Genomic DNA, 26,962 nt, shown 5'->3' on the forward strand with positions numbered 1-26,962 from the left:
CAGTACATCGAACAGTAAAAAGCCTTGAGGTGAAAGAACTTCAGGGCTTTTTTGTAATGGGGCTTTGTTCTATTCGGTATAATGCTATAAGCCGCTTTACTATTTGTCACTAGTGTCAATTAGTTCAAAAATTAATTCTGTCAAAGTATTCACGTCACTTTCAATTGTTCCTTTCATATATCGTTCGTAAACACTTTTGTTGTCTGGTGGGTTGAGATTTAGTGTCATGTCTTTTTCTAACGCCAACAGTCTTAAAAACTCTCTTTGTGTTCGTCCGTTACCATCTCTGAATGGGTGTAAATAATTGACGTTATCTAAAATTTTTCGCCAATTTCTCGGCTATTAGTTTTTTGTTGTCTTTCGGAATTTTCTTGAACTCAATAATTAATTGGTCAATGTATCTGAAAGCGTTGTCAAAGTGCGAAATAAGGAAGAACTGCTTACCGTCTTTGCTAATTTCGACTGTCCGCTTTTTGCCTGCCCAAACGTAAATGTCTTGAAATAAATGTCTGTGAATTTCAAAAAGGGTGTCAATACCCTTGAATTTTATTGGGTTTTCGTAAAGTTCTTGTAGTCGTTTTGTTACCGCACCGCTCTCAACAAAGAGCATTACATCGGGGTCGGTTATGTCCTGTAAATTCTTTAAAAGTCCTGTCTTGGGGTCAGTGTAGGTGAAGTCGGGGTCTATGTATTTGTAGGAATTAGACATAAGCTTTTTGTTTGGCGTATGCCACAAGTTCATTTAGTGATATTTTTCCAGTCACATAGTCCCGTATAATTTCTATCCCTTTTGCTGTCGGTATAAATCCTTCAAACATATTGCTTCCCAAAGCGTTTGCAGTACTTTCAAGCGTTTTTAAGTCTGAAAATTTCACACCCATTATGGTCAGGTTATTTCTGTCTATTTCTATTGTATTAAACATATCTTTCAGTCTTAAATTCTCTTCAAATTTACAAAATATTTAGGTCAAATGGTTTGTTTTTCTGTCTCTTTAAAATGGCTTATAACGGCAACCAATGAAAAAAATAACTTCAAACACATGTTCAAATATAGGGATAATGTTGTGTGCTTGCAATATTTCAATCAGCCATAAATAACCACAACACATCAAACAACGACTTTAAAAAACACGAAAAAACAAAAAGCGAAAACTACAAAACAACCTACATAAAAATACACGATGTCGCTGAATTTATGCTGAGTTTGCCTCAGTACACCGAATAGCAAAAAGCCCTGAGGTGAAGGAACTTCAGAGCCTTTTTTGTAGTTGGTTTTTTTCTATTCGGCATAATATTAGGTGCATACCCTTGTGTTTCAGCTTATAAGTTGTCTGTTACAAACTGTATGCAATACTCCTTTATTAGCTGTCTGACTTTTCTAAATTCGGCAATGATTTCTTCTTCTGTTCCTGTTGCTTTTGCTGGGTCGGGAAAATTTTGATGAAACTTTTTTGCTTTGGTTGGGAAGTAGGGACAACGTTCTTTTGCATTGTCGCAAACTGTGATTACAAAGTCAAAATCAATGTCGTAATATTCGTCAATATTGTTTGATGTATGATTTGAAATGTCAATGCCGTCTTCTTTCATTGTCGCAATGGCTTTGGGATTTACTCCGTGAGTTTCAACACCTGCACTGTAAACGTCAGCTTTATTCTCAGCAAAGTGGCGTAAGTAGCCTTCGGCTATTTGACTTCTGCAACTGTTTCCTGTGCAAAGCACTAAAATTTTCTTTGTCATTTTGTATAATATTTTTGTTTTAATCCTAAACTTACTTTCACTAATAAAATCAATACAGGCACTTCTACCAATGGACCGATAACACCTACAAATGCCTGTGGTGAGTTGATACCAAAAACTGCAATCGCAACAGCAATTGCCAATTCAAAATTGTTTCCTGTGGCAGTAAATGCAATGGAAGCATTTTTGTCGTAGGGGATTTTCAGCGCTTTATTGATGAAAAAGCTTACGAAAAACATCAGCACAAAATAGATGATGAGCGGAACGGCTATTTTAATAACATCAAAAGGCAATTCTACAATTTTGTTGCCTTTTAAGCTGAACATTAATACGATTGTCAATAAAAGTGCAATCAATGTTATCGGTGATATTTTTGGAACAAATTTATGGTTGTACCAATCTTTCCCTTTTTGTTTTATCAAGATGTATCGTGTAAGAAAACCTGCAAAAAACGGAATGCCTAAATATATCAATACACTTTCGGTAACAGCACGCATAGAAACGTTGACATTAAAATTTCCTAAGCCAAGATACTTAGGCAAAACATTGATGAATAGCCACACAAAAAAACTATACGATAGAATTTGAAAAATACTGTTCAATGCAACAAGCATGGCGGTGTATTCTCTGTTGGCTTTGGCTAAATCACTCCAAACAATGACCATCGCAATGCATCTTGCCAAACCTATCAAAATCAATCCTGTCATATATTCAGGTTCGTTTCGTAAAAACAAAATGGCTAAACCAAACATCAAAATCGTGCCTACAACCCAATTGAGCATTAAGGAAATTGCGATGGCTTTTTTATCTTGCAATACTTTGGGCAGCAAAGAATAATCAACTTTTGCCAATGGTGGATACATCATTAAAATCAATCCAATTGCCAACGGAATATTGGTCGTTCCTACTGAAACAGCATTAATTTGATTGGAAATATTCGGGAATAAATAACCCAAACCTACACCAATAGCCATTGCAAGGAATATCCAAAGCGTTAAGTAGCGGTCTAAAAACTTTAATTTTACTTCCATCTTAGCAACAACCTGAATTTGGAGAACATGAAGTGGTTGAGGTTTGCAATTCCGACAATTTTATTTTTTGTTTTTCTTGTGGTATTCCGCATTTGTCTTGTGCTAAGCAATTTGTTGTTTTACTTTGCAGAATAAAGTTTGTGCCGTCAAAAGCTAACGCATATTTCCCAATCGTGTCGCTTTGATATTCTACTTCAATTTCGGCATCTTCAATACCTAACTGCTTTTCGGAAAGTTCAATGATATGAAGCAATTTCGTTGGTTTCAAACGGTGGTCAAAGTCGTTGGCGTTCCACAACTGAAAATTGACGGTTTTTTCGTTTCGGATTGTTCCGCCACAATCAATAAAATTTTTTGTTACCATTCCAACTTCGGTAACGTGAAAATGTTCGGGAACAAAAGTTCCGTTTTCTAATTTAAACGCAACATTTTCTAATGTCGGCAAAAGTGCTTTTACTTGTGAAAGTTTCATTTTTCTTCTTTTTTAGTTTAACAACAATCGTTTTTCTTTTTCGTAAGTTTGGTTGAGATGTTACCGAAATAGTTTTGCAGTTTTTCAATCGCTTTTTCGTCAATGCAGTAGCAAATGGCGTTGCCCTCAATGTTTCCTTTAATCAGTCCTGCGTTTTTGAGTTCTTTCAAATGTTGCGAAACTGTCGGCTGTGCAAGTGGCAATTCATTTACGATGTCGCCACAAATGCAAGTGTCCACTTTCATTAAATACTCAATGATTGCAACTCTTGCGGGGTGTCCGATTGCTTTTGCAAGTGTCGCAATGGCGTTTTGTTTGTCTGTGAAATGATCTGTTTTAGTTGCACCCATTGTCTTATAATATATACACATTGCAATATTACGATAAAGATTTGTAACAATCAAAAATTTCTACAAAAAAGTTATTAAATCGTTGTCTTGTTGAGGCCTGGGTGGGCTTGGTTAGTCAGTTGATGTTAACAGGGTCGTCCGTATGGTTGCACATAATGGCATCCGGTGAAAAAAATAATTTCAAAAACATGTTCAAATATAGGGATAATGTTGTGTGTTCAGATAAAAAAATAGTTCATAACAATGCTCACATTAACAGGAATAGATCGGAAGCAAATAACTTTTTCAAACCTTGAAAGTCAGATAGCTTCAGACAATGAAATCCGTCTTATAGATGCTTTTGTAGAAGAGTATATTTCAACTGTCAGGGGCGCAAAGGAGTGCAACTTGACAGGTGAAGTCATAAATTTTATTCCGTATAGTGTACAGACTTTACTTTTCTAACGTACTTTTCAAATGCTTTTGCAATACAAAATACGATGCAATAAATGTGCATCATATCACAACAGTTATTCCCCAAAACTATGTTTTCGATACATCATAAGGATAAAAAATGATCTGTATTACCTTAACCTGTGTATTTACAGAGTCTCTTTTTATTCTTTGACGAAAGCATGTGTAATATTGATTTGCAGCTACTATTCTAATTTCTTTGCTGCCAATAAAAAAAGAGTCTGCGCAACTTTAGCGACAGACTCTTTTTTGTATAGAATGATTTAGTTAAAAAACTCTTTCATTTTTTCGAAGAAGCTCTTATCCCCTTTTCCCGGTTTGGGTTTAAAGTTTTCCGAGTCGCGCATTTTTTCTAATGCTTTGCGCTCATCGGCAGTAAGTTGTTGTGGTGTCCATACGTTGATGTTTACCAGCAAATCGCCTTTATGATAGCTGTTCACACGTGGCAGTCCTTTACCTTTCAGTCGTAAAACTTTGCCGCCTTGTGTGCCGGCATCAATCTTTATTTTGGCTTTGCCGTCAACGGTAGGTATCTCTACTTGTGTGCCCAAAGCGGCATCTATAAAAGTGATATAAAGATCATACAAAAGGTTATCCCCATCACGTTGTAGTTTGGGGTCTTCAATTTCTTCTATCACTATAAGCAAATCACCGGCAATGCCATTACGCTCTCCCAGGTTGCCTTTGCCGCTTACATTTAATTGCATGCCATCGGCAACACCTGCCGGAATAGGCACTGTAATCATATCTTCTCCCTGTTCAACACCCGTACCATGACACGTCTTGCAGGTATTGGCTATCACCTGTCCTTCGCCACCACAAACATTACAAGTGGTGACCGTTTGCATCTGACCTAAAATTGTATTCGTAACACGTCTGACTTGTCCGGAACCTTTACAGGCACTGCATGTTGTAAAGGCATTGCTGCCTTGCGCACCACTACCATGGCAGGTATGGCAGGCAATTTTCTTATTAACCTTTAATTTCTTTTCTACACCGTTGGCAATTTCTTCCAGCGTGAGTTTAACTTTAATGCGTAAGTTGGAGCCACGGTTTACCCTGCGGCCACCACGCTGTCCGCCACCACCACCGCCAAAAAAACTTTCAAATGGATTGTGACCACCAAAAATATCTCCAAACTGACTGAAGATGTCCTCCATATTCATGTGCTGACCTCCGCCATAACCACCACCATTCATAGCCTGATGGCCAAACTGATCATAACGGCTTTTCTTTTCGGGAGTGCTCAGAACCTCATAGGCCTCTGCAGCTTCTTTAAATTTTTCTTCAGCCTCTTTGTTACCCGGATTCTTGTCAGGATGGTATTTGATAGCCATCTGACGGTAAGCTTTTTTAATCTCAACTTCCGAGGCATTGCGCCCAACTCCTAATATTTCGTAATAATCTCGTTTCGACATTTTTAAAAAATCGTTTAGTTACCTACAACCACTTTTGTATGACGGATAACTTTATCATTAAGCATATAGCCTTTTTCAATTTCATCTACTACCAATCCTTTTTTATCGTCATCGGCAGCAATGCTGGTAATAGCTTCGTGTAGGTCGGTATCAAAAGGCTGATTCACCGATTCTATAGCCGCCAATCCATGTTGTGAAAGTGTAGTTTTAAGTTTGTTGAATATAAGCTGAACACCTTCTTTAAAAGCTTCGGCATTGTGTGTCTCCTGTGCTTTCAAGGCTCGCTCAAAGTCGTCCATAACGGGCAATAAAGATGTAATAACATCGGCACCGGCATTTTTTATCAACTCAATGCGCTCCTTGGATTGTCTGCGTTTATAGTTTTCAAAGTCACTATAAAGTCTGACATATTTGTCGTTGGCAACAGCTAACTCATCTTTGAGCAACTCCAATGGATTTTCGGGCTCACTTTCTATAGCAGTACCGGCTTCAACCTCCTGTTTGGGGTTTGTTTCTTCTGCTTGGGAAGATTCTTCGTTGTTCAGAATTTCGTTTTCCTTATTCATTTTTCTTCGCTTAAATAACTTCATCGCTGATTTTCAAAAACATTGCCATTCAACCAATGGGGTCAAAATGGCAGGCAAAGATAGCTTTTACAGTACCTCAACTGTCAAACTTGAGGTAAAATGTCAACAACAGGAATTTCTTGTTGTTTTTCAGTTAAAATGTTTTTTAGACTTGTCTGCTTACGTTTCGCTATTATGGTAGTAAAGTACCAGCATTCAAGCAGCACTTATTCAATAAATCATTTAGAGCCTCCTAAAAAACACCACCAAGCATCCAAATAGTAATAAATTAGTTTCTGAAAAATTTGATAATTTGAGTTGAATAGTTTTAATTTTACAATTCTTTAAATTAGGCCAAGCTACCATGATTACAACAGAAACACTTGCACGTTTCACGCGCTACAAGCGCATGGGCTGCGCTTTTCTAAATTCACAGCCGCCTTCGCCATAACACATCGTTTCCATTTTGCAAAGTGAGTTAGAAGTAAACGGCACCATAACCACCAAACAACTCATCATAGCAAACGAAAACCAAAAGCAAGATGTAACAGCCATGCTCAACGAACTAAAAAATGAAATAGCCCAACTAAAAGAACAAATTAATCAAATAACAAAAAATTAAAGGTGATGAAAAAACTTATACTTCTTATGTTAACTTTTGCTTGCAGCTTATGCAATGCACAAATTAATTTAGTGCCTAATTTTGGATTTGAAGAATACGATACGTGTCCGAATACTTGGGATGAAGTGAATCTTGCTACGGGGTGGAGTAAATATTGCCCTTCAAGTTATACGCCCGATTATTTCAATGCTTGTGCATCACCAAGTACAGTTGGTGTACCAAAAAGTTTATTCTGTTATCAATCAGATCATCGAAATTGTGGGGCTTACATGGGATTAGTTACATGGGGTGTAGCTGTTCCGAATGAAAGAGAATTAATAGGTATTCAACTAACTCAATCATTGGTTATAGGGCAAAAATATTTTCTGTCGTTTTATACTGTTATGGGTGGAGCAAGTGATGGAACATATTATTACGATGTTCCTTCCAATAATATTGGAATGCGTTTATCAACCGTTGCTTATTCGGCTTCTAATCCTGTTCCTATTGACAACTTTTCTCATTTACGCTCTACTACAATAATTACAGATACAGCTAACTGGATTAGGATTTCGGGTAGTATTGTAGCGGATTCGGCTTATCAATATTTGATTTTGGGTAATTTTTATGATGATGCGAATACTGATACCATATCACTCACTTGTCCTGAATGTTTTAATGCGTGGGGTTATTATTTAATTGATGATGTTTGTATAAGTACTGATTCCAGCCTGTGTAACGGTGGTATTGATGCCTTGCCTTGTGTGGTTTCCGTTGAAGAAAACATTCTTGAACATCAATTTTCTTTTTACCCGAATCCTGCAACTGATTTTGTTAGGATTCAAAATAACTTTAATGCTCCTTTTAATCTAAGCGTTTTTAATGCACTTGGGCAAGAACTTTACAGTAAACAAAATATTACTTCCAATAACCTGCAACTGGATGTAAATAGCTACAATGCAGGTTTGCTTTTTATTAAAATCACTTCGCAAAACAATCAATTTACATATAAACTTTTAAAACAATAGCTTATGAAGTGCATCAATTCAATACGGCTGATGAGATGACAAAGTTCAACGAGGCAATTGCTGCTGACCCTTCAAATGCAAAGCTTGCCAAACACCTTGCAGCACGCAAATTGATACATGCCGGAAAAATTAAAGAAGCCTGGATGTTGTTATTGGCATGATAAAACAAGACAAGTAAGTTGTTAAGTCCGGTATTATTGTGTATTAATGTAAGATAGTGTTCAATAAAAAAAGATCCCAAAACATTTGTTTTTAAAATTTAAACACTTACTTTTACACTACTAAATAACCATGCCATGTTAGAAAATAAACTTTGTTTGCCTTTATCGGGGAGTTGGCTGCGTTTTTCTTAGCCCGCAGCCACAACAGAAATCTTTTTTACATTTCTTGCTTTTACAAATTATTAATTAAATAATCCATAAATCTTTAATTGGGTAAAATGCAAGGTGATGCACCTGTTTTGGATTTAAGGATAAAAAGAAACTCAAAATGAAAAAATTTATACTATTAATTACCATTTACTGCTTTTTAATACAAACATCGGAAGCACAAATTAATTTAGTTAGAAACTATTCATTTGAAGATACAATAAGTTGTATAACAGGTGGCGGCCAAGTTTCAAAAGCAAGGTATTGGCAAATTGTATCTTTTACCCCAGATTATTTTCATACTTGTAGTCCTTTTTGGCAAGTAGGAATACCATTTAATAATTTTGGATTCCAATGGCCTAATACAGGAGAGGCTTATATGGGCGCAATTTCCTATTCCGCAAGCACACCTTTATATAGAGAATGTATTGGGCAGCAACTTTTCTCAGCTTTAAGCATAGGTGTTAAATACTATGTTACCTTGAAAGTTTGTTTAGCTTTTAGTCCAAGTACAGGTTGGAATGCTGCATGTAATAAAATAGGGGTTTTATTATCTACAACAAATTATTTAAATGATTCGAATATAATAAACAACTGGTGTCAAGTATCTTCTGATTCTATAATAAAAGATTCCATAAATTGGGTTACGGTAAGAGGGTCTTTTATTGCGGACTCCGCCTATTCTTTTATTACAATTGGTAATTTATTTAGCAATGCCAATACTGATACAATTAACTTGTCACCATCAAATACACATCAAGTATATTATTACCTTGATGATGTTTGCCTTTCTACAGATTCACTTTTTTGTGAATCATTAACTGTATTGCCTGAAGTAATTCACAATACAAAATTAGGTATTTATCCAAGCCCTGCCAAAGACAAGATACATATAGAAAACCTGCCTTCAAGCACAGTTTCGATTGAAATTATTAATGTGAACGGTATTATAATAAAAAAGATTTATCCTATAGGAAGGAAAAATTTAGTTGAAGATATTTCTATATATCAAGAAGGAATTTATATTTTAAAATTTAATTATGAATATTCAGAAAATACAGTGAAATTTATTAAATCTAACTATTAAATAAGTTTATTATGAGAACAAAATTATTTTGTACAGTAGTTGCGTTTACTTTAATTAGTGTTACATTGAACGCACAGCAGTGGAATGTTTTTGGAGGTAATTACCTCGCTGGTGCTGAATATATAGGAGCAAATGGAACAAGTATATTCCCATTAGAATTAAAGACAATTCCACCTTTGTCCATCAATTTTTATACTAATAATTTACCACGCGCCACAATACTTGGCAACGGCAAAGTAGGAATAGGAATCAATAATCCGTTGTGGCAATTAGATGTAGCCGATGAGATTAACATATCTCAGCCACGTAACTATTTTATGATAGGAGGCGAAACAGTGCTTCACAATGCCGGAACAGAAAATATTTTTACCGGTGTAAATTGTGGAAAAGATATTTTGGCAGGAAATGCTTCGGCAAACATGAATACTTTCAATGGATTTTCTGCCGGTGAGTTTGCTTCTGGAAATGATAATGTTTTTATTGGGCATAGCACAGGACGATATAGTAACGGACAATCCAATTCATTTATGGGTACTCTAAACGGAAGTTCAAATGCAGTTGGCAGTAATAATACTTTTATAGGCACACAGGCAGGAAGCAGAGAAGAACAAGTGAACAATGCCGTTGCTATTGGCTACAAAGCCGAAGTAGAATGTAATGATTGTACGGTGCTAGGTGGAAAGTTTGTAGGCATAAACACCACCACACCCAAAACCACCCTTGAAGTAAACGGCACTATAACCACCAAACAACTCATCATAGCAAACGAAAACCAAAAACAAGATTTAATAGCCATTCTCAACGAACTGAAAAACGAAATAGGCCAACTGAAAGAACAAATTAATCAATTGACAAAAAATTAAAGGTGATGAAAAAACTTATACTACTTATTTTAACTTTTGCTTACAACCTTTGCAATGCACAAATTAATTTAGTACCCAACCCCTCCTTTGAGGATACTGTTGCTTGTCCAACTAACGTAATGATGATTGATAGTACTGTAGGATGGAGCAGTTACCGATTATCCCCTGATTATTTTAATTCATGTAATCAAAACGGACATGCGGGTGTACCAGCTAATGATTGGGGATATCAATATGCTAAAACAGGTGATGCTTATGCAGGAATTGTAACTTATGCAAAATTTGCAACTGATTTTAGAGAAATGATAGGTATTCAGCTATTGCAAGCTCTTACAGTTGGACAAAAATATTATTTATCATTTTATGTTAATAACTCTCGGGATAGCTCAAGTCATTATAATGCAGCCTCTAACAAAATGGGAGCTAAATTTTTAACCACAGCGTATTCCCAAGCAAGCCCTATTCCGATAGACAATTTCGCTCATATTTATTCTGATTCAATAATTACTGATTCCATAAATTGGATAAAAATTTCAGGCTCTTTTATAGCTAATTTAGCCTACCAGTATTTAGCAATAGGTAATTTTTTTTCCGATTCAACTTGTACACACATCTTATTAGACAGCCTCGCTTCAATGGCTTATTATTACATTGATGATGTCAAGCTTTCCACCGATTCCGACTTTGTTAATTCAATTCATGCAATTGATAATATTGATTTAGTTCAAATTTTTCCGAATCCTGCAAGGGATTGGATAGTAGTGGAAGGAAGAAATATTACATCAATTGAGGTATTTGATTTATGCGGAAAATTAATAATTCCTAAAATAACAGTTTCTTCTTTCAAAACACAAGTAGATATTTCTACTTTAAGCTATGGAGTTTATATTGTTAAAACAAATACCTCAATTGATACATACAGAAACAAATTTATTCACTTTTAAAATCAAAATATTATGAAATATACATTCACATATTTATTTGCATTGAGCATATTGCTCTGCAATTTAAGATTTGCTTATAGTCAGGCAACATCTGGAAATAATGCTAATGCTCCTGTTGGAGCAAATGATTATATTGGCTGGACAAGCGGCACTAACACACCTCTTGTAATAAAAAATGAAGATGCACAACCCATCCATTTTTACACCAATGCAGGGGCGGGTACTTTTAATAATATGCGAATGACCATACTAGGCAATGGCAGAGTAGGAATAGGAATCAATAATCCGTTGTGGCAATTAGATGTAGCCGATGAGATTAACATATCTCAGCCACGCAACTATTATATGATAGGAGGCGAAACAGTGCTTCACAATGCCGGAACAGAAAATATTTTTACCGGTGTAAATTGTGGAAAAGATATTTTGGCAGGAAATGTTTCGGGAAACATGAATACTTTCAATGGATTTTCTGCCGGTGAGTTTGCTTCCGGAAATGATAATGTTTTTATTGGGGATAACACAGGACGATATAGTAACGGACAATCCAATATATTTATTGGTACTGCTGCCGGCATCAACAATCTTGGTGATTACAATTCAATAGTTGGTTTTACAGCTGGAATGTATTTAACCACAGGAAATGAAAATACCTTTATGGGATTACGCGCAGGCGAATGTAATACATCGGGCAGCAACAATACCTTTATGGGTGCACTTAGCGGAAGTTCAAATGCAGGTGGCAGCAATAATACTTTTATAGGCGCACAGGCAGGAAGCAGAGCAGAACAAGTGAATAATGCCATAGCCATTGGCTACAAAGCCGAAGTAAGATGTAATGACTGTACAGTACTTGGTGGAAAGTTTGTAGGTATAAACACCACCACACCCCAAACCACCCTTGAAGTAAACGGCACTATAACCACCAAACAACTCATCATAGCCAACGAAAATCAAAAACAAGATGTAACAGCCATGCTCAACGAGCTGAAAAATGAAATAGCCCAACTGAAAGAACAAATTAATCAATTAACAAAAAATTAAAGGTGATGAAAAAACTTATACTATTAATTTTAACTTTCGCTTGCACGTTTTGTAATGCACAAATTAATTTAGTACCTAACCCCTCCTTTGAAGATACCATAGAGTGCCCCCATTTTTCCAATCAAGTGGATAAGGCTATGGGGTGGTGGCCAAGTAATACCTCACCAGATTATTTTCATGCATGTAATTGGTTAAACGGAGCAACAGCCGTCCCTCAAAATTTTTGCGGATTCCAATATGCTTATCATGGTTCTGCGTATGTTGGTTTAATTGCTTATTATAGGCCTGTAAATAATATAAGAGAAACGATTTCTTGTCAGCTAATCAGTCCGTTACAAGTTGGCATGGCATATGAATTCTCATTTTATGTGTCATTATCAGGATCAGGAGGCAGAAATATACCATGTAATAAAATTGGAATGCTATTCAGTACTGTTAGTTATGATACTAATCACCCCACACCAATTGCTAATTATGCACAGTTTTACAGCGATTCAATAATTTCCGATACACTAAATTGGGTGAAAATTGAAGGCGGCTTTGTTGCAGATTCCAATTATACATATTTATCCATTGGGAATTTTTTTGATGATGCTCATACTGATACAACATATATCGTACCTAGCTCTGTGGCTTACTATTACATTGACGGTATTACTGTGAAGCAGAATATTTCGAATGTGGTAATTGAGCCATTACAGAACAATGAAATTAAAGTTTATCCAAATCCATTTATAGAAGAAGTGAATATTCAATTTGATAGAGCTAAAACAAATTCAATTGCAATTTATGATTTAAAAGGGAAACAACTAGTTGATGTTGTGTATCCAATCAATTCTCAAAATTCAATAGCCACCATTGACCTAAGTTATTTACAGGTTGGTGTTTACTTGTTAAAATTAATTCGAAAAGATAATAGTTCAAAATTTTATAAACTTATAAAAATTATATAATATGAGAAATATAACATTTATAATAAATTTATTAGCTATAGTTATTTGTTCCAAATCTTTTGGACAAGCTACTGTGACTCCAAATAATTGGATTGCACAGACTGATTATTTAGGTTGGGATATTACACCCAATGGTCCCGATTTAAACATCAAACACGAACTAGACCAACCCATCCATTTTTACACCAATGCAGGGGCGGGTACTTTTAACAACAGAAAAATGAGCATCATGAGGCGCACTATTAATGGCATTGAGCGTGCAGGCGTAGCCATACATGAGCGTGGTACAAATCCCATAACCCTTCCTCGCAGCATACTGCATCTGGGCAATAATTATTTTACCTCAGGGGTAGCCGGCTGGCGCACCTGGATGGATATTGGCACATTCACCGGGCTGCAAACAGACTTTGCTTTTTTCGGAATCATTCCCTTAGATGGAGATACTACCGATAATCAACAAGATCATAATGATGCCGCAGTAGTGTGGGGCGATAATATTAACCCTGCTGCTGAAGGTGCAGATAATCTACGTTTTATTTTTTCAGGCCCCATGAATCAAACAGCCAATGACCAGTCAACACAATATTCAGCTTTGGAGGTGGGGCGGTTTGCACCAGAGGGAAGGTTAGGCATTGGCAATTTTACAGGTAATGCCTTTGGCGGTGGTTCAGGTATTCAGCCTATGAGAAGACTTGAAATTTATGATGAAAGTCTTAATGAAATGTTTCATCCCGCCCCGCAGCTTCGCCTAACTTTTACCCCCGATGGCAATGTAAATGCAGGCGTGAATACCGATTTTCAGTGCACCCACAGAGGTAATCTTATTATCAATACCCGATCCGATGGAGCGGTACGTTACACAGGTATAGGCAATTTTAATGTTTTGAATGTAGAGCCATCACGCAGGCTCGAAGTACTAGATATGGGTGAGCAGGAACCTCAATTGCGCCTCACCTACACCCCCGATGCCAATGTCAACAACGGCATCTGGACCGATTTTCAAACTACCGCTACTGGGGATTTGTTTATTCATCCTTGGAGAAATGGCAACAATCAATTTGTGGGTATAAATACAAGTAATCCGACCAATACACTGGAAATAAATTCAAACACACCTTATGTGGCAGGCGCTACAGGAAATAGCGGCTTACGTTTTACCAATTTGCGATTTGGATCTCTTGAAAATAGCAGCTATACAGGAAAAGTGTTAAGTGTTGATAATAATGGGAATGTCATTTTAGTTCGTGATATAGGTGGCGGTAGTGTCAACAGCACCTGTACCACACAGGATATTGTAGCCCGGTTTGACAATACGGGCAATGTTATTCAATGCAGCGATATTTACAACAATGCATCAGCCACACTCAATAACCGCATTGGATTGTTTACCACTACGCCACAGTATAAATTTCAGGTGGAAGGCACGGCACTGTTTACACGCAATCATATAACCACACCATTTGGATTAACGGTGCATGGTCAAAATAATCCACCTGCGGTGATGATAGAATCAAAGGACGATGAAGGACTTTCTATACTTCACAGCGCCACAACAAGTCCCAATGTAAAAGACCAAATGAAAATATATGGCGATGGCAACCGTCAATATCACCTGCGTATGGTAGGAACACCCACGGGCAATAGCACTCCCAACAGCATCACATTTGACCATGAGGACAATGGCGGCAGTGTGAACAGTTGGATGGGTTATAATACCTTATCAAGAATAACTGTAATGAAAGATGATTTTAATAGCAATCCTGTTCCTGCATCACCAGCGGGCATAGTTTTGGGATATGCGGTTTACGCAAGCAAATTATTTGTTGAAGCACAAACTCCTACCTATGCAGGAAACTATATGGTATATGGATTAACGGCAGGTAACACCAATTCAAACAGCGAAAAATACCATGCCGGAGTATTCGGCTACAGTAGTGGCAGCAGAATTGGACAAGTTTCCAACAAAGGAGCAATGTTTTATGCTACGGGAGCATCGGGCAGCAACACAAGCAGTTTGGGTTCTAATATAGGTGTAGAAGCAAGAGCAATATCAACCTCAACATTTACCGATAGCTATGGAGTATATACTACAGCCTTAGGAGGGCAACATACTAATTACGGTATCTATTCGCTGGTTAAAGGGAGTAGCTGTGCAAACGGCAACTGTACTTCAGCAGCAGGATTTTTTAATGGAGCAGTTTACACTACACAAAACACCTATTTTACCAGTGATTCATCGCTTAAGCAAAACATTACACCTATAGGTCTTAAAGACACATTGCTGAATCACATTCCGGTATATTCTTTTAACTATGATACGTTAAACAACTACGGTTTAAATCTTGAAACAGGAACACACTATGGAGTTTTGGCACATGAGGTTAAACAAGTGTTACCTCAAATGGTGAGAAACTTTATACAACCTGCGGAATATGATAGTTCAGGAACAATAGTATCACAACAAAAAAACATTCAGGCAGTAAACTACACGGAGTTTATACCACTGCTGATAGCAGGCTATAAAAGTCAGGCTAAGGAGATAGACACATTGACCAATCAATTAACCACACTGCAAAGCAGACTCGATTCGTTGGTGATGGCAGTAGCCTCATGCTGCAATGCACCCTTGTTAAATCAAAACAATAGCAGCAATCATCAAACCATAGAGCTGGATAACACTCCTGCCATCATATTGGGCAATGACCCCAATCCGTTTGCAGAAAACACCACCATCAACTGGAACATTCCACAACAGGATACAGAAACCCTAAATGCCATGCTTGTTTTTTACAATCAGAACGGCAGCATATTAAGGTCTGTTAAGATACATCAGGCAGGAGCAGGCTCGCTGTTGGTTTATGGCAACAAATTGTCGTCAGGCACCTACTCCTATTCGTTGGTGATAAACGGAAAAACCATTGAAACCAAACGCATGATGAAGGTGAAGTAGAGCAAAATCGTTTTTCGGCTATTGGGTAATGTCTCACACAAAATAATAAAGTGAATTTAAGTCAAGAGCATAAAAAAAACAGCCGGAATTTCCGGCTGTTTTTCATTAGTAGTATTAAATCTTATTTACTGTGCCAGCAGCTTTTCAATGGCTGCATCTAATGCCTGTCCTCGCAAGTTGCTTCCCACAATGTATCCGTTGCCATCAATAAGCCAGTTGGCAGGTATTGAGTTTACTCTGTAAATCTGTGCTGCTTTGCTGTTCCATCCGGCAAGGTCACTCACATGGCTTGGCCAATCTAATTTATCTTGTTTGATGGCATTCATCCAGCGGTTTTTATCCTGATCAAGCGATACTCCATAAACAGTAAAGCCTTTAGCACCTTTAAATTTTTTGTCTTTATATTTATTATAGGCAGCAACAACATTAGGATTTTCCATCCGGCAAGGGCCGCACCATGATGCCCAAAAATCTATCAATACAATTTTTCCTTTCAGTGATGAAAGTGCAATGGTTTTTCCTTCGGGTGACGTAAATGCCAGTTCAGGTGCTTTGTTACCTATGGCAATGCCTTCAATCGGCTTTTGAGCCTGTGAAAAAAATGCAGTGCCGATGATTGCCAGCGATAAGAATGTTGCTTTAAGTGTAGTTGTCATATTTTTAATTTTGTTTATGGCTGCCAACTATCATACCACAGTGACAAGCCTTCATTTGTTTTTTATTAAACGCTAAAATATTAAATTGTTTTAAATCCTTTTGATATGGGCACCAAGTTTTATCAATCTTTCATCTATTCTTTCATAACCACGGTCTATCTGTTCAATATTGTGGATGATACTTTTGCCTTTTGCAGAAAGTGCTGCTATGAGCAAGGCAACACCCGCTCTGATGTCAGGTGATGTCATTTCTATTCCTTTGAGTGAATGTTTGCGGTTAAGCCCTATGACTGTTGCACGGTGTGGGTCGCATAAAATAATCTGTGCCCCCATATCAATCAGTTTATCTACAAAGAACAAACGGCTTTCAAACATTTTTTGATGTATGAGTGCTGTGCCGTTTGCCTGTGTTGCTGTTACTAAAATTACACTCAGCAAATCAGGTGTCAATCCGGGCCAGATGGCATCTGCAATAGTCAGAATAGAACCATCAATAAAAGTATCTATTTCATAATTTTTTTGTGCAGGTACGTAAATATCATCCCCTTTAATTTCTAATTTTATTCCAAGGCGTTGAAATGTAGAAGGTATAATACCTAAATTGGCAACACTACAGTTTTTTATTGTTATTTCAGACTGAGTCATAGCAGCCAAACCAATAAAACTTCCTACCTCAATCATATCGGGCAACATGGTATGCGTGCATCCTGTCATTTTGGAAACACCTGTTATGCTCAATAGATTTGAGCCAATGCCTGAGATTTTTGCTCCCATACTGACAAGCATCTTGCAGAGTTGCTGTATGTAAGGTTCGCATGCTGCATTATAAATGGTTGTTGTTCCTTCAGCTAAGGCAGCAGCCATAATGATATTGGCTGTTCCGGTAACCGAAGCTTCGTCAAGGAGCATATATGCACCTTTTAGTTTTTTAGCCGAAACGCTGAATATTTTGGTATGAGAATCAAAATCAAATTTAGCACCCAGGTTCTGAAAACCTATGAAATGCGTATCTAAACGTCTGCGACCAATTTTGTCACCACCCGGTTTAGGTACACAGGCAATGCCAAAGCGTGACAGCAATGGACCTGCTATCATAATAGAACCTCTTAAAGATCCTGCCTGACGAATAAAATCATCTGTCTTTAAAAAATCGAGATTTATATTGTCTGACTGAAAAGTATAGCTACCGTGTTTGAGTTTTTCAATAAGCACACCCAAACTGCGTAGTAAGTCAATCAGTTTGTTTACATCTCTGATATCAGGAATGTTGTGAATGGTAACTTTCTCATCGGTCAGCAATACGGCACAAAGAATCTGTAATGCTTCGTTTTTTGCTCCCTGCGGTTCTATTTCACCTTGTAGCTGTTGCCCACCTGTAATTTCAAAACTGTTAGCCATTATTAATTAATGTTGTGACGATTTTTTCTTTTTCTTTTTCTTTTTTCCACCACCATTATTATTCATGGGTCGAACATCAGCAATATATCTTAATCTGACATCTTCTTTCAGCGAAAGTTTTCCATTGGAAATTTTACGAAGATGCTCAAATATTACTTCATCATTTACATTGTCGCGGTTGTAATTAACATACGACTGTTTCATAAAATTGGCAATCATCAAAATCACCTGCTCTTTCTGCGGACCATCTTCCATTTCGCAGGTTTTTTCTATCATGTTATAGATAATAGAGCCGTAGTGTTTGAATTTGATGCTGTAGGTAGGGTATGGAACTCTTTCAGGAGTAAGTTTTCTTTTTTCAGGCGAAGGCATAGGATAAGGAGAATCACATTGTAGCTTATAATCAGACATGATAAACAGATGATCCCAAAGTTTTATTTTGTAATCATTATATTCTCTGATTTGCGGATTCAGCACAACCATTGCATTAACAATTGCATTTGCTGCTTTTGTTCGTTCTTCCTGGCTTTCGAGTTGAATGGCATAGTCAATCATTCTTTGAATGTTGCGTCCATATTCCGAAATAATCAACTCAGGACGTTTGGTATTATACTCCATAAAAATTAAGGCTAATTACCGAAGTGTAAAATTTTCAATATAAAATTTTACTTAAAACTTCAATTTTAAAAATCAGGGTGAAAGATGGGGCTCGAACCCACGACCCTCAGAACCACAATCTGATGCTCTAACCAGCTGAGCTACATTCACCATTAGAAAACAAATGGGCTTAACACACATTTGTAACGAGGCGCAAAAGTAATGCAAAAAAACATTTAGACAAATGATATTTTAATTATGTTTCTTTTAATGAAGATTGTCTAATTAAAGTCATGTTCAGGAGATATTTTCAAAGAAAAACATTTTTAAATTTTTAAAACAAAAAAAGCTATTACCTTTGTCCGATTAATCATGTAAAAAATTAAATTAAATAAACAATGAAAAAAGGTTTACTCATTACACTTGCTTTAGGTGCAGCAGCTACGCTGAATGCTCAGGAAGCAACAAAAAAAACAAATAAGCTTGAAGCCATAGATAATGGCGTGAAGCTTAATGTTTCTCAGCGTGTGCATGGCATATCAGGTACAACATTTACTGCAGGATGTGAAACCACTTTAGGAAGTTCTGCCAACAGTTTTACTGCAATTAACGGTGGTCGCTCCAACCTGATTTATAATCCATCGCTTAATACCATCGCTTTCATTCACCGTGGTAACCCATCAGGTGGTGTAGGTACAAACTCAGGAGATCTTTTCTGGGATATCTCTACAGATGGTGGTGCAACATGGAACATCAATCAGGGGCCTGTATATCAACCTGTAAATTCAAATCTTGCTCGATATCCGATGGGGGCTATCTACAACCCTGCAGGAAACACAGATCCTGCCAATGCATGGGTTGCCGGTTTTGGTTCAAACACCGGTGGTAGCGGTTGGATCAGCCAATCGCACTGTACTTCTAAATTAGATGGTACCAATGCCAATCAAGAAGTTCAGGATTTTGTACAAGGTGGTTTCATGGGCGATATTCCAAGTAGCATGGAGAGTGATAACGTTGGTAACGTTTGGGTTGGCGATTTTCAGGATGATGCAGTAGGTTCTCAGGCTTATAGCAATATTAACCTGTGGCTTACTAAAGGTGTATGGAATGGTGCTGCCAACAAGTATGATTATACAAACATTGCAGTACCTTTTGTAGCGGATCTTGACCCTAATGACGGAACTGCATTGTTCCAAAATGAAGTAAGAAGTGTATGGTCTGCCAACAGTCAGACAGGTTATTTATTTACTATCTCTCATTATGGCGATCCAAACTTTACTTACAGCCAAAATGCCTACATGCCATGCTTCTTCAAAACAACTGATGGTGGTGCTACTTGGACAGGACCTACAATGGTAAGTCTAAACAATATGGACACTATATTGGGTACTCCGCAAACAGGTTATGTTTGGTCAATGTTGTTTGAATTTGATGTGGTATTAGATAATAACGACAATCCACACTTAATAAGCAATGTGTTTATGCTTGATCCTGTAGCCGGTCAATACCTTGCAGGAGCAGGAGCGTTTGGTGTGTGTGATATTTACTCTAATGACGGTGGTACCAGCTGGTTTGGTAAATTCCTTTCTACAACTCAGACTTATCAGGGTGTGTGGGATGACAATGCCGGTTCAACTGCTGCCGACAGAACACGTCCTGCCTTGAGCAGAAATGCTGCCGGTGATAAAATATTCTATGTGTATTTTGACACAGATACTATTGCCAATCCGGGTTCAGAAAACGTATTGCCTGATGCATGGTGTATAGGTTATGACTTGACAAGTGGTCTTGAAACACCATTGATGAACCTTACAGCCGGTTCATTGGCAGAGTCATCAGTAATCATAGGTAACGTTGCAATGATTTCTCAAACCAATGGAACAACTACATCTATTCCAATTACCTATCAGGAATTGTCAAACGGTACTGCCGGTACACCAAGCGTTGGAACACCTGTAACTCATAAATATGTTTGCGGACAGGTTGATGATGCAGCATTTACAGAAGTTATTGATCCATTAAGAATTACTCCACTTACAACAGTGACTGCTGTTAAAGAAATAAATAAAGTTGATGTTGGTGTTGCTTATCCAAATCCAACAAATGATGTTCTTAACATCCCAGCAAACTTCAACACTTCTTCAAATGTAACAGTAGAAGTAACTAACTTGATGGGACAGAATGTTGCCAGCTATAATTTTGGTAAATTAAGCGGAATCCAAACATTGAAACTTAACGTTTCAAATATTGCAGCCGGTACTTATCTATACACTATCACCACAGAAGGTGCAAGAGTTACCAAACTTTTCGTAGTGAAATAATAACTAAGTAAAATCATTGAAAAAGGCGACCGTTTGGTCGCCTTTTTTATTTGCATTGATCTGCTGAAAATTTTGGTTCTATATGTTCAAGAATCTTAAATCAGCGTTTTTAAATCATGAATACCGGTAATACGGCTGAACAAGAAGCCCTCTGCATAATCAACGCCAATTAACCTACCAAACTCTGCCGGACGTGATTTGAGAGAATCTATAAACTCAGGACTGGAAATGTAGGTCTGTGGTTCCTTAGAAGAAATATCGTGAAACTGCGACTTATAAGCAATTATGGCCTTCATCCTATCCTCAAAAAAATCTGAAATATCAACAACTATATCTGGTTTAAAGTAACGATCCTGAATGTAGTGGAGCACCAACTTGGGCCGCCAAGGCTGTTGTTCACGGTCTTCATAAGAAGTATTAATTTTTCTGAGCCCGGATAAAAAACAGGAGTCAGAAACCAAATTACAGCCACGACCATGATCCGGATGACGGTCTGACGGTGCATTGGTAATAACAATATCGGGCTGAAAATGACGTAAAATTTCAATAACTTTAATCCTGTGATGTTCGTCATTTTGAAAAAAACCATCTCTGAAACCAAAAAAATGACGCGTTTCAAGTCCCATAATTTCTGCCGCTTTCATTGCTTCAGAACGTCTTAATTCGGGGTTTCCACGTGTGCCTAACTCACCATCCGTAAGGTCTGCCACACCGGTTTTATGACCCATTTTTTTATGTTTTGCCAGTGTTCCGGAGCAGGCTAATTCTACATCGTCCGGATGGGCACCAAAGGCTAAAATATCGAGTTTCATTGATAAAAAATTTGCCCGAAATTAAGTTAAATAAGGTGTTCAATAACTTTTCAAAACTATAATTGCTTTTTAGGTATTCTTTTCTACTTTTGCAGCCGTTTTGAAAGGGGGCAATAAGCCTTAATGTTACAAATGAAAAATCTGAATATACGCATCCTCATATCCGCTATCCTGCTTTGGCTGGTTCCTTTTGTTTCTTTTGCTCAGGAAACACATGATTCATTGAGTACTGCAACAACTGAATCTGTAGAATCTGCAGAGTTTGATGCAGGAAAGATGATTATGAGTCACATTTCTGATGCACATGGCTGGCACTTGTGGGGTGAAACAGAAATTCCATTACCTATCATTATTTATTCGCCAGAAAGAGGTCTTTCTGTATTTTCTTCCGGTCGCTTTCATCACGGACACAGCACCTATAACGGTTATATGCTTAAAGAGCAAAAAATTGCCGCTGTTGACGAAATGGAAGAAACCGATGCTCACCATGCTACCCTTAACGAAGCACTCACCGCTAACCTGTATGATTTCTCTATCACAAAAAATGTTTTTGCTCTTTTCGTTAGTCTTATTTTGATGATATGGCTGTTTACTTCAATAGCCAAAGCATATAAGACCAGACCCAATCAGGCACCTAAAGGACTTCAGTCGCTTATTGAGCCTTTAATCATTTTTGTTCGTGACGATGTCGCTAAATCAGCCATCGGACCCAAGTATCAGAAGTATATGCCCTATTTGCTGACTGCGTTTTTCTTTATCTGGATAAATAACATGCTTGGTCTAATACCTTTAATTCCGGGAGGAGCTAACCTGACAGGCAATATAGCCATAACCATGTCGCTGGCAGTGATGACACTCATCATTACTGTTTTCAGTGCCAACAAAAATTATTGGGTACACATTTTTGCTATGCCCGGTGTGCCAACATGGGTTTTGTTTTTGCTCACACCTATTGAAATACTAGGATTGTTTCTGAGACCATTTGTATTGATGATTCGACTTTTTGCCAACATGGCTGCCGGACACATCATTGCACTTTCATTCATCAGTTTGATTTTTATTTTTGGTGAAATGAGTGCAGGTGCCGGAATGGGCGTTGGTGTGGTATCGTTAGCCTTTATGGTCTTCATGACGTTTCTGGAATTGTTAGTAGCATTTCTGCAAGCTTATGTCTTTACACTACTTTCTGCAATTTATATTGGTGCAGCTGTTGAAGAACATCATCATGATGCCGAACATCAGGATGCTAAGGTAGAGGAAGCTTTAATTATATAATTGATTTCTAAATTCTAAATAATAAATAACATGTTATCAACCATCTTATTAGAAGTAGCAGGCAACCTGGGAATAGGTTACGGTGTGGCTGCTTTGGGTGCCGGACTTGCAGCATTAGGTGCAGGTGTAGGTATTGGCCGTATTGGCGGCAGTGCTGTAGAAGCTATTGCTCGTCAGCCGGAAGCATCAGGCGACATTCGTGCCAACATGATCCTTACCGCTGCTCTCGTTGAAGGTGCTGCCTTCTTCGCAATGGTAGTTGGATTGCTTGTAGTATTCAAGTAATTCATTACAACATTTCCTGTGCAGGTAACGATTGGTTGTCTGTACAGGAAAATTTAAATTAAAATTAAAACAAAAAAGAAATATACATGGAACTGCTAAAGCCCGCATTTGGTTTAACATTTTGGATGGTACTGGGATTCCTTATCGTCCTGTTTCTGCTTACAAAATTTGCATGGAAGCCCATTCTTAATGCACTCAACGAACGGGATAAGTCTATCGAAGATGCTTTGAATGCTGCCATAAAAGCAAAAGATGAAATGGCAAACCTTAAAGCTGACAATGAAAAATTGTTGGCAGAAGCACGTCAGGAAAGAGATAAAATTCTTAAAGAAGCACGTGTAACCAAGGATAACATCATTAACGAAGCTCGTGACAAAGCAACCGCAGAAGCCGATCGTTTATTGACGCTTGCACGCGAAGGTATTCATAACGAAAAAATGGCTGCTATCACCGATTTAAAAAATCAGGTGGCTTTGCTTTCTGTTGAAATTGCAGAGAAAATAATGAAGCAGCAACTTGCAGACGATGGCAAACAAAAAGCCCTCGTTGCCGATTTGCTGAAGGATGTAAAAATGAATTAATCGAACAGCAATGGAAACAAAAGTTGCCGGACGTTATGCCAAATCACTACTTGGATTGGCAATAGAGCAAAAAACCGAGCAGAAAATTTATGCCGATATGGAGCTGGTGGTTTCGACAATTTCGTCAAGCCGCGAACTTGCCTTATTGCTCCGTAATCCAATTATCAACACAGACAAAAAGCAAAATATTCTCTCTTTGATTTTTAAAGGTAAAGTATCTGATGTTACCTATGCTTTTATGAACATCATCGTTGCAAAAAGAAGAGAAGGATATCTTGAAGATATTACACGCCAGTTTATCAGTCTTTACAAAGCGCATGTAGGAATAGCTACAGCAGTTGTTTCAACACCATTTAAATTAGATGACACATTGCGCGCAGAAATAATGAAAATAGTTTCTGCCGAGGCTAAAGGTAAAGTTGAATTGGTTGAAGAAATAGACAAGGATTTGATTGGAGGATTTGTGTTGAAGATGAATAATAAGCAGGTTGACACAAGCATAGAAACAAAACTACGTGAAATTCGCAGAGAATTAAAGATTAACCTTTACGAGAAAAATTATTAAAATATTCTATAAAATTTAAAATTCAAAAACAATGGTAGAGATAAGACCCGATGAGGTTTCAGCAATTTTGAGACAACAACTTTCTGGATTTAAAACTTCTTCCGACTTACAGGAAGTTGGTACCGTATTGCAGGTTGGTGATGGTATTGCACGTATATATGGACTAACCAATGTTCAGTCAGGTGAGCTGATTGAATTTGAAAACGGACTTAAAGGTGTAGTGCTTAACCTTGAAGAAGATAATGTAGGTGCCGTATTACTTGGTACTTCATCAGATATTAAAGAAGGTGATACAGCAAAACGTACAGGCCTGATTGCATCAATAAATGTTGGTGAAGGCATGCTTGGTCGCGTTGTTGATACCTTAGGTAATCCTATTGATGGTAAAGGACCTATTCAGGGCGAAACATTCGAAATGCCATTGGAGCGTAAAGCACCGGGCGTAATTTTCCGTCAGCCTGTAAACGAGCCATTACAAACAGGTATCAAAGCTATTGATGCTATGATTCCAATCGGACGTGGTCAACGTGAGTTGGTTATCGGTGACCGTCAGACAGGAAAAACAGCGGTGTGTATTGATACCATTATTAACCAAAAAGAATTTTATGAAGCAGGTAAACCGGTATATTGTATCTATGTAGCCATAGGACAAAAAGGTTCTACTGTTGCAAACATTGTAAAAACATTAGAAGAGCGTGGAGCCATGCCATATACTGTAATCGTATCGGCCTCTGCTTCTGAACCTGCACCTATGCAGTTTTATGCTCCGTTTGCCGGTGCTGCCATCGGAGAATATTTCCGCGACACAGGTCGTCCGGCTTTGATTATTTATGATGACTTATCTAAACAAGCTGTTGCATATCGTGAGGTATCTTTGTTGTTGAGAAGACCTCCGGGACGTGAAGCATACCCCGGTGACGTATTTTATTTACATAGCCGCTTACTTGAGCGTGCCGCAAAAATAAATGCATCAGACAGCATTGCTCAACAAATGAATGACCTTCCTGATTCATTAAAAGGAAAAGTGAAAGGCGGTGGATCGTTAACAGCACTTCCAATCATCGAAACACAGGCAGGTGACGTGTCAGCATATATTCCAACCAACGTAATTTCTATTACTGATGGTCAGATATTCCTTGAGGCAAACCTGTTTAATAGCGGTGTACGTCCTGCTATTAACGTGGGTATTTCTGTATCACGTGTTGGTGGTAATGCACAGATTAAATCAATGAAAAAAGTTGCAGGAACATTAAAACTCGATCAGGCTCAATATCGCGAGTTGGAAGCGTTTGCAAAATTCGGCTCTGACCTTGATGCTGCTACTAAAAACGTATTGGATAAAGGTGCCCGTAACGTAGAGATTCTTAAACAAGGACAGTACTCTCCATTGCGAGTTGAACAGCAGGTTGCCATAATTTATCTTGGAACAAAAGGTTTATTACGTAATGTTGATGTAAAGAAAGTAAGAGAGTTTGAAACCAATTATCTGAGCCTTCTTGAAGCAACACAAAAACCTATTCTCGATAGATTGAAGAAAGGTGAATTTGATGACAGTATCACCTCAGTATTAGAAAAAGTGGCTGCAGACTTAGCACCAAAATATTCGTAATAAAGTAAAACTAAGAAATCAATAATATTCTGAATTCTTAATTCTGAATTATATAAATGGCAAATTTAAAAGAAGTTCGACTGCGCATTGCTTCGGTAAATTCTACTCAGCAAATTACCAAAGCAATGAAAATGGTTTCTGCCGCAAAGTTGCGCAGAGCTCAGGATGCAATTTTGCAAATGCGTCCTTATGCTGCCAAACTGAGAGAGATACTTGAAAATCTTTCACAAAGTTTATCATCAGACGGAAGCCCATTTACCAAAGTTCGTGCTGCAAATAATATCCTCATCGTTTCAATTTCTTCAAACCGTGGTCTTGCAGGTGCATTTAACTCATCGGTAATAAAGGCAACATCAAGATTGCTTAATGAAACCTATCAGAAACAAACAAAAGAAGGAAAAGTAAAAGTTCTTGCCATTGGTAAAAAATCAGGAGACTTTTTTGCAAAGAATCAAAATGTTTATGCAGGCAATGAAAACAGTTTATACAGTGCATTGAATTTTGCAAACACTGCTCAAATTGCTGAACGTATTATGGATGAGTTTGCAAAAGAAAAATGGGATAGAGTGATTTTGGTTTATAATCAGTTTAAAAATGCAGCTGTACAGATATTGCAGACCGAACAATTATTGCCAATAATTCCTCCTGCTTCGCAAGAAAAAAGCAAAACTGTAAGCGATTATATCTTTGAACCCAATAAAGAATCTATCGTTAGCGAACTGTTACCTACAGCAGTAAAAACGCAGTTGTTTAAAGCTGTTCTTGATTCTCATGCAAGTGAGCATGGTGCCCGAATGACAGCTATGAACAAAGCCACCGACAATGCAGGTGAATTAATTAAAGACCTTCGTCTGCAATATAATAAAGCCAGACAGGCAGCTATCACCAATGAGATTCTTGAGATTGTGGCAGGTGCAGAAGCACTTAACGGATAAAATTCTTTTAAGAAATTTGAAAACCGCAGCAATGCGGTTTTTTTTTGCCTTTATCTTAAAGTGACG

General features: G+C 37.6%; 29 protein-coding genes and 1 tRNA gene. 17 read left to right on the plus strand and 13 right to left on the minus strand.

Annotated elements, in window-relative coordinates:
* Positions 1 to 310: 310 nt before the first annotated feature.
* The 6 genes from V9G42_04240 to V9G42_04265 all read right to left on the minus strand — a co-directional run bounded on the left by V9G42_04240 (position 311) and on the right by V9G42_04265 (position 3,590).
* The gene (locus V9G42_04240; protein MEI2758630.1) at positions 311 to 709 is read right to left on the minus strand and encodes a cell filamentation protein Fic; all 399 of its coding nucleotides are present in this window, start codon (positions 707 to 709) and stop codon (positions 311 to 313) included.
* Positions 702 to 923 carry an antitoxin VbhA family protein gene (locus tag V9G42_04245; GenBank protein ID MEI2758631.1) on the minus strand — a complete coding sequence of 74 codons (222 nt, stop codon included), beginning with the start codon at positions 921 to 923 and terminating at the stop codon, positions 702 to 704. Before V9G42_04245 ends, V9G42_04240 begins: the two co-directional genes overlap by 8 nt.
* Before the next feature lie 397 nt (positions 924 to 1,320).
* The gene (locus V9G42_04250) at positions 1,321 to 1,737 is read right to left on the minus strand and encodes an arsenate reductase ArsC (protein MEI2758632.1); all 417 of its coding nucleotides are present in this window, start codon (positions 1,735 to 1,737) and stop codon (positions 1,321 to 1,323) included.
* Positions 1,734 to 2,768: an ACR3 family arsenite efflux transporter gene (gene arsB, locus V9G42_04255; protein MEI2758633.1), complete on the minus strand. Its 1,035-nt coding sequence runs from the start codon at positions 2,766 to 2,768 to the stop codon at positions 1,734 to 1,736. Before arsB ends, V9G42_04250 begins: the two co-directional genes overlap by 4 nt.
* Before the next feature lies 1 nt (position 2,769).
* Positions 2,770 to 3,240 (minus strand): DUF6428 family protein, encoded by a 471-nt coding sequence (locus V9G42_04260; GenBank protein MEI2758634.1) that lies wholly within the window; start codon positions 3,238 to 3,240, stop codon positions 2,770 to 2,772.
* Positions 3,241 to 3,257: 17 nt separating this feature from the next.
* On the minus strand, positions 3,258 to 3,590 hold the full coding sequence (locus V9G42_04265; protein MEI2758635.1) for a metalloregulator ArsR/SmtB family transcription factor: 333 nt from the start codon (positions 3,588 to 3,590) through the stop codon (positions 3,258 to 3,260).
* 243 nt (positions 3,591 to 3,833) lie between these two features.
* Between V9G42_04265 and V9G42_04270 the strand changes: the two genes are divergently transcribed.
* Positions 3,834 to 4,034, plus strand: coding sequence for a hypothetical protein (locus tag V9G42_04270; GenBank protein MEI2758636.1), 201 nt, complete (start codon positions 3,834 to 3,836; stop codon positions 4,032 to 4,034).
* Positions 4,035 to 4,306: 272 nt separating this feature from the next.
* Here V9G42_04270 and dnaJ read toward each other — a convergent pair whose 3' ends face one another.
* Both dnaJ and V9G42_04280 read right to left on the minus strand, forming a co-directional pair.
* The gene (dnaJ, locus tag V9G42_04275; GenBank protein MEI2758637.1) at positions 4,307 to 5,461 is read right to left on the minus strand and encodes a molecular chaperone DnaJ; all 1,155 of its coding nucleotides are present in this window, start codon (positions 5,459 to 5,461) and stop codon (positions 4,307 to 4,309) included.
* Between the two features lie 14 nt (positions 5,462 to 5,475).
* Positions 5,476 to 6,051 carry a nucleotide exchange factor GrpE gene (locus V9G42_04280; GenBank protein MEI2758638.1) on the minus strand — a complete coding sequence of 192 codons (576 nt, stop codon included), beginning with the start codon at positions 6,049 to 6,051 and terminating at the stop codon, positions 5,476 to 5,478.
* 442 nt (positions 6,052 to 6,493) lie between these two features.
* On the opposite strand from V9G42_04280, the gene V9G42_04285 reads away from it, so the two are divergent.
* The 9 genes from V9G42_04285 to V9G42_04325 all read left to right on the plus strand — a co-directional run bounded on the left by V9G42_04285 (position 6,494) and on the right by V9G42_04325 (position 15,862).
* The gene (locus tag V9G42_04285) at positions 6,494 to 6,649 is read left to right on the plus strand and encodes a hypothetical protein (GenBank protein ID MEI2758639.1); all 156 of its coding nucleotides are present in this window, start codon (positions 6,494 to 6,496) and stop codon (positions 6,647 to 6,649) included.
* Positions 6,650 to 6,654: 5 nt separating this feature from the next.
* On the plus strand, positions 6,655 to 7,656 hold the full coding sequence (locus V9G42_04290; GenBank protein ID MEI2758640.1) for a T9SS type A sorting domain-containing protein: 1,002 nt from the start codon (positions 6,655 to 6,657) through the stop codon (positions 7,654 to 7,656).
* 35 nt (positions 7,657 to 7,691) lie between these two features.
* The gene (locus tag V9G42_04295) at positions 7,692 to 7,817 is read left to right on the plus strand and encodes a hypothetical protein (protein MEI2758641.1); all 126 of its coding nucleotides are present in this window, start codon (positions 7,692 to 7,694) and stop codon (positions 7,815 to 7,817) included.
* Positions 7,818 to 8,145: 328 nt separating this feature from the next.
* On the plus strand, positions 8,146 to 9,111 hold the full coding sequence (locus tag V9G42_04300) for a T9SS type A sorting domain-containing protein (GenBank protein MEI2758642.1): 966 nt from the start codon (positions 8,146 to 8,148) through the stop codon (positions 9,109 to 9,111).
* 11 nt (positions 9,112 to 9,122) lie between these two features.
* Entirely contained in the window at positions 9,123 to 9,974 is an 852-nt protein-coding gene (locus V9G42_04305; protein MEI2758643.1) for a hypothetical protein, read from the plus strand.
* A gap of 5 nt (positions 9,975 to 9,979) precedes the next feature.
* On the plus strand, positions 9,980 to 10,918 hold the full coding sequence (locus tag V9G42_04310; GenBank protein MEI2758644.1) for a T9SS type A sorting domain-containing protein: 939 nt from the start codon (positions 9,980 to 9,982) through the stop codon (positions 10,916 to 10,918).
* 12 nt (positions 10,919 to 10,930) lie between these two features.
* Positions 10,931 to 11,959 (plus strand): hypothetical protein, encoded by a 1,029-nt coding sequence (locus V9G42_04315; GenBank protein ID MEI2758645.1) that lies wholly within the window; start codon positions 10,931 to 10,933, stop codon positions 11,957 to 11,959.
* Positions 11,960 to 11,964: 5 nt separating this feature from the next.
* A complete protein-coding gene (locus tag V9G42_04320) occupies positions 11,965 to 12,912 on the plus strand; it encodes a T9SS type A sorting domain-containing protein (protein MEI2758646.1) in 948 nt (315 codons plus the stop codon).
* Position 12,913: 1 nt separating this feature from the next.
* Positions 12,914 to 15,862, plus strand: coding sequence for a tail fiber domain-containing protein (locus V9G42_04325; GenBank protein ID MEI2758647.1), 2,949 nt, complete (start codon positions 12,914 to 12,916; stop codon positions 15,860 to 15,862).
* A gap of 125 nt (positions 15,863 to 15,987) precedes the next feature.
* Here V9G42_04325 and V9G42_04330 read toward each other — a convergent pair whose 3' ends face one another.
* The 4 genes from V9G42_04330 to V9G42_04345 all read right to left on the minus strand — a co-directional run bounded on the left by V9G42_04330 (position 15,988) and on the right by V9G42_04345 (position 18,685).
* The gene (locus V9G42_04330; protein ID MEI2758648.1) at positions 15,988 to 16,518 is read right to left on the minus strand and encodes a TlpA disulfide reductase family protein; all 531 of its coding nucleotides are present in this window, start codon (positions 16,516 to 16,518) and stop codon (positions 15,988 to 15,990) included.
* Between the two features lie 90 nt (positions 16,519 to 16,608).
* Positions 16,609 to 17,916 carry a UDP-N-acetylglucosamine 1-carboxyvinyltransferase gene (gene murA, locus V9G42_04335; protein ID MEI2758649.1) on the minus strand — a complete coding sequence of 436 codons (1,308 nt, stop codon included), beginning with the start codon at positions 17,914 to 17,916 and terminating at the stop codon, positions 16,609 to 16,611.
* A 6-nt stretch (positions 17,917 to 17,922) separates the two neighbouring features.
* A complete protein-coding gene (locus V9G42_04340; GenBank protein ID MEI2758650.1) occupies positions 17,923 to 18,534 on the minus strand; it encodes a DUF4290 domain-containing protein in 612 nt (203 codons plus the stop codon).
* Between the two features lie 75 nt (positions 18,535 to 18,609).
* Positions 18,610 to 18,685, minus strand: a tRNA-His gene (locus V9G42_04345).
* A 226-nt stretch (positions 18,686 to 18,911) separates the two neighbouring features.
* On the opposite strand from V9G42_04345, the gene V9G42_04350 reads away from it, so the two are divergent.
* Positions 18,912 to 20,834 carry a T9SS type A sorting domain-containing protein gene (locus tag V9G42_04350; GenBank protein MEI2758651.1) on the plus strand — a complete coding sequence of 641 codons (1,923 nt, stop codon included), beginning with the start codon at positions 18,912 to 18,914 and terminating at the stop codon, positions 20,832 to 20,834.
* Between the two features lie 95 nt (positions 20,835 to 20,929).
* Here V9G42_04350 and bshB1 read toward each other — a convergent pair whose 3' ends face one another.
* Positions 20,930 to 21,646: a bacillithiol biosynthesis deacetylase BshB1 gene (bshB1, locus tag V9G42_04355; protein MEI2758652.1), complete on the minus strand. Its 717-nt coding sequence runs from the start codon at positions 21,644 to 21,646 to the stop codon at positions 20,930 to 20,932.
* Positions 21,647 to 21,778: 132 nt separating this feature from the next.
* Between bshB1 and atpB the strand changes: the two genes are divergently transcribed.
* From atpB to atpG, 6 genes are all read left to right on the plus strand, one after another.
* On the plus strand, positions 21,779 to 22,921 hold the full coding sequence (atpB, locus tag V9G42_04360; protein MEI2758653.1) for a F0F1 ATP synthase subunit A: 1,143 nt from the start codon (positions 21,779 to 21,781) through the stop codon (positions 22,919 to 22,921).
* Positions 22,922 to 22,951: 30 nt separating this feature from the next.
* Positions 22,952 to 23,206, plus strand: a complete 255-nt coding sequence (atpE, locus tag V9G42_04365) for an ATP synthase F0 subunit C (protein ID MEI2758654.1) — start codon at positions 22,952 to 22,954, stop codon at positions 23,204 to 23,206.
* An 86-nt stretch (positions 23,207 to 23,292) separates the two neighbouring features.
* Positions 23,293 to 23,787 carry a F0F1 ATP synthase subunit B gene (locus V9G42_04370; protein ID MEI2758655.1) on the plus strand — a complete coding sequence of 165 codons (495 nt, stop codon included), beginning with the start codon at positions 23,293 to 23,295 and terminating at the stop codon, positions 23,785 to 23,787.
* A 10-nt stretch (positions 23,788 to 23,797) separates the two neighbouring features.
* The gene (atpH, locus tag V9G42_04375) at positions 23,798 to 24,352 is read left to right on the plus strand and encodes an ATP synthase F1 subunit delta (protein MEI2758656.1); all 555 of its coding nucleotides are present in this window, start codon (positions 23,798 to 23,800) and stop codon (positions 24,350 to 24,352) included.
* A 31-nt stretch (positions 24,353 to 24,383) separates the two neighbouring features.
* A complete protein-coding gene (gene atpA / locus V9G42_04380) occupies positions 24,384 to 25,961 on the plus strand; it encodes a F0F1 ATP synthase subunit alpha (GenBank protein ID MEI2758657.1) in 1,578 nt (525 codons plus the stop codon).
* Between the two features lie 56 nt (positions 25,962 to 26,017).
* Positions 26,018 to 26,896, plus strand: a complete 879-nt coding sequence (atpG, locus tag V9G42_04385) for an ATP synthase F1 subunit gamma (GenBank protein MEI2758658.1) — start codon at positions 26,018 to 26,020, stop codon at positions 26,894 to 26,896.
* Positions 26,897 to 26,962 lie beyond the last annotated feature (66 nt).

The organism is Bacteroidia bacterium (assembly GCA_037045145.1).
Lineage (GTDB): Bacteria > Bacteroidota > Bacteroidia > AKYH767-A > OLB10 > OLB10.

Coding starts and splice junctions, on each gene's coding strand:
- V9G42_04240 (MEI2758630.1), bottom strand. CDS start 709: ATGTCTAATTCCTACAAATACATAGACCCCGACTTCACCTACACTGAC.
- V9G42_04245 (MEI2758631.1), bottom strand. CDS start 923: ATGTTTAATACAATAGAAATAGACAGAAATAACCTGACCATAATGGGT.
- V9G42_04250 (MEI2758632.1), bottom strand. CDS start 1,737: ATGACAAAGAAAATTTTAGTGCTTTGCACAGGAAACAGTTGCAGAAGT.
- arsB (MEI2758633.1), bottom strand. CDS start 2,768: ATGGAAGTAAAATTAAAGTTTTTAGACCGCTACTTAACGCTTTGGATA.
- V9G42_04260 (MEI2758634.1), bottom strand. CDS start 3,240: ATGAAACTTTCACAAGTAAAAGCACTTTTGCCGACATTAGAAAATGTT.
- V9G42_04265 (MEI2758635.1), bottom strand. CDS start 3,590: ATGGGTGCAACTAAAACAGATCATTTCACAGACAAACAAAACGCCATT.
- V9G42_04270 (MEI2758636.1), top strand. CDS start 3,834: ATGCTCACATTAACAGGAATAGATCGGAAGCAAATAACTTTTTCAAAC.
- dnaJ (MEI2758637.1), bottom strand. CDS start 5,461: ATGTCGAAACGAGATTATTACGAAATATTAGGAGTTGGGCGCAATGCC.
- V9G42_04280 (MEI2758638.1), bottom strand. CDS start 6,051: ATGAAGTTATTTAAGCGAAGAAAAATGAATAAGGAAAACGAAATTCTG.
- V9G42_04290 (MEI2758640.1), top strand. CDS start 6,655: ATGAAAAAACTTATACTTCTTATGTTAACTTTTGCTTGCAGCTTATGC.
- V9G42_04295 (MEI2758641.1), top strand. CDS start 7,692: ATGACAAAGTTCAACGAGGCAATTGCTGCTGACCCTTCAAATGCAAAG.
- V9G42_04300 (MEI2758642.1), top strand. CDS start 8,146: ATGAAAAAATTTATACTATTAATTACCATTTACTGCTTTTTAATACAA.
- V9G42_04305 (MEI2758643.1), top strand. CDS start 9,123: ATGAGAACAAAATTATTTTGTACAGTAGTTGCGTTTACTTTAATTAGT.
- V9G42_04310 (MEI2758644.1), top strand. CDS start 9,980: ATGAAAAAACTTATACTACTTATTTTAACTTTTGCTTACAACCTTTGC.
- V9G42_04315 (MEI2758645.1), top strand. CDS start 10,931: ATGAAATATACATTCACATATTTATTTGCATTGAGCATATTGCTCTGC.
- V9G42_04320 (MEI2758646.1), top strand. CDS start 11,965: ATGAAAAAACTTATACTATTAATTTTAACTTTCGCTTGCACGTTTTGT.
- V9G42_04325 (MEI2758647.1), top strand. CDS start 12,914: ATGAGAAATATAACATTTATAATAAATTTATTAGCTATAGTTATTTGT.
- V9G42_04330 (MEI2758648.1), bottom strand. CDS start 16,518: ATGACAACTACACTTAAAGCAACATTCTTATCGCTGGCAATCATCGGC.
- murA (MEI2758649.1), bottom strand. CDS start 17,916: ATGGCTAACAGTTTTGAAATTACAGGTGGGCAACAGCTACAAGGTGAA.
- V9G42_04340 (MEI2758650.1), bottom strand. CDS start 18,534: ATGGAGTATAATACCAAACGTCCTGAGTTGATTATTTCGGAATATGGA.
- V9G42_04350 (MEI2758651.1), top strand. CDS start 18,912: ATGAAAAAAGGTTTACTCATTACACTTGCTTTAGGTGCAGCAGCTACG.
- bshB1 (MEI2758652.1), bottom strand. CDS start 21,646: ATGAAACTCGATATTTTAGCCTTTGGTGCCCATCCGGACGATGTAGAA.
- atpB (MEI2758653.1), top strand. CDS start 21,779: ATGAAAAATCTGAATATACGCATCCTCATATCCGCTATCCTGCTTTGG.
- atpE (MEI2758654.1), top strand. CDS start 22,952: ATGTTATCAACCATCTTATTAGAAGTAGCAGGCAACCTGGGAATAGGT.
- V9G42_04370 (MEI2758655.1), top strand. CDS start 23,293: ATGGAACTGCTAAAGCCCGCATTTGGTTTAACATTTTGGATGGTACTG.
- atpH (MEI2758656.1), top strand. CDS start 23,798: ATGGAAACAAAAGTTGCCGGACGTTATGCCAAATCACTACTTGGATTG.
- atpA (MEI2758657.1), top strand. CDS start 24,384: ATGGTAGAGATAAGACCCGATGAGGTTTCAGCAATTTTGAGACAACAA.
- atpG (MEI2758658.1), top strand. CDS start 26,018: ATGGCAAATTTAAAAGAAGTTCGACTGCGCATTGCTTCGGTAAATTCT.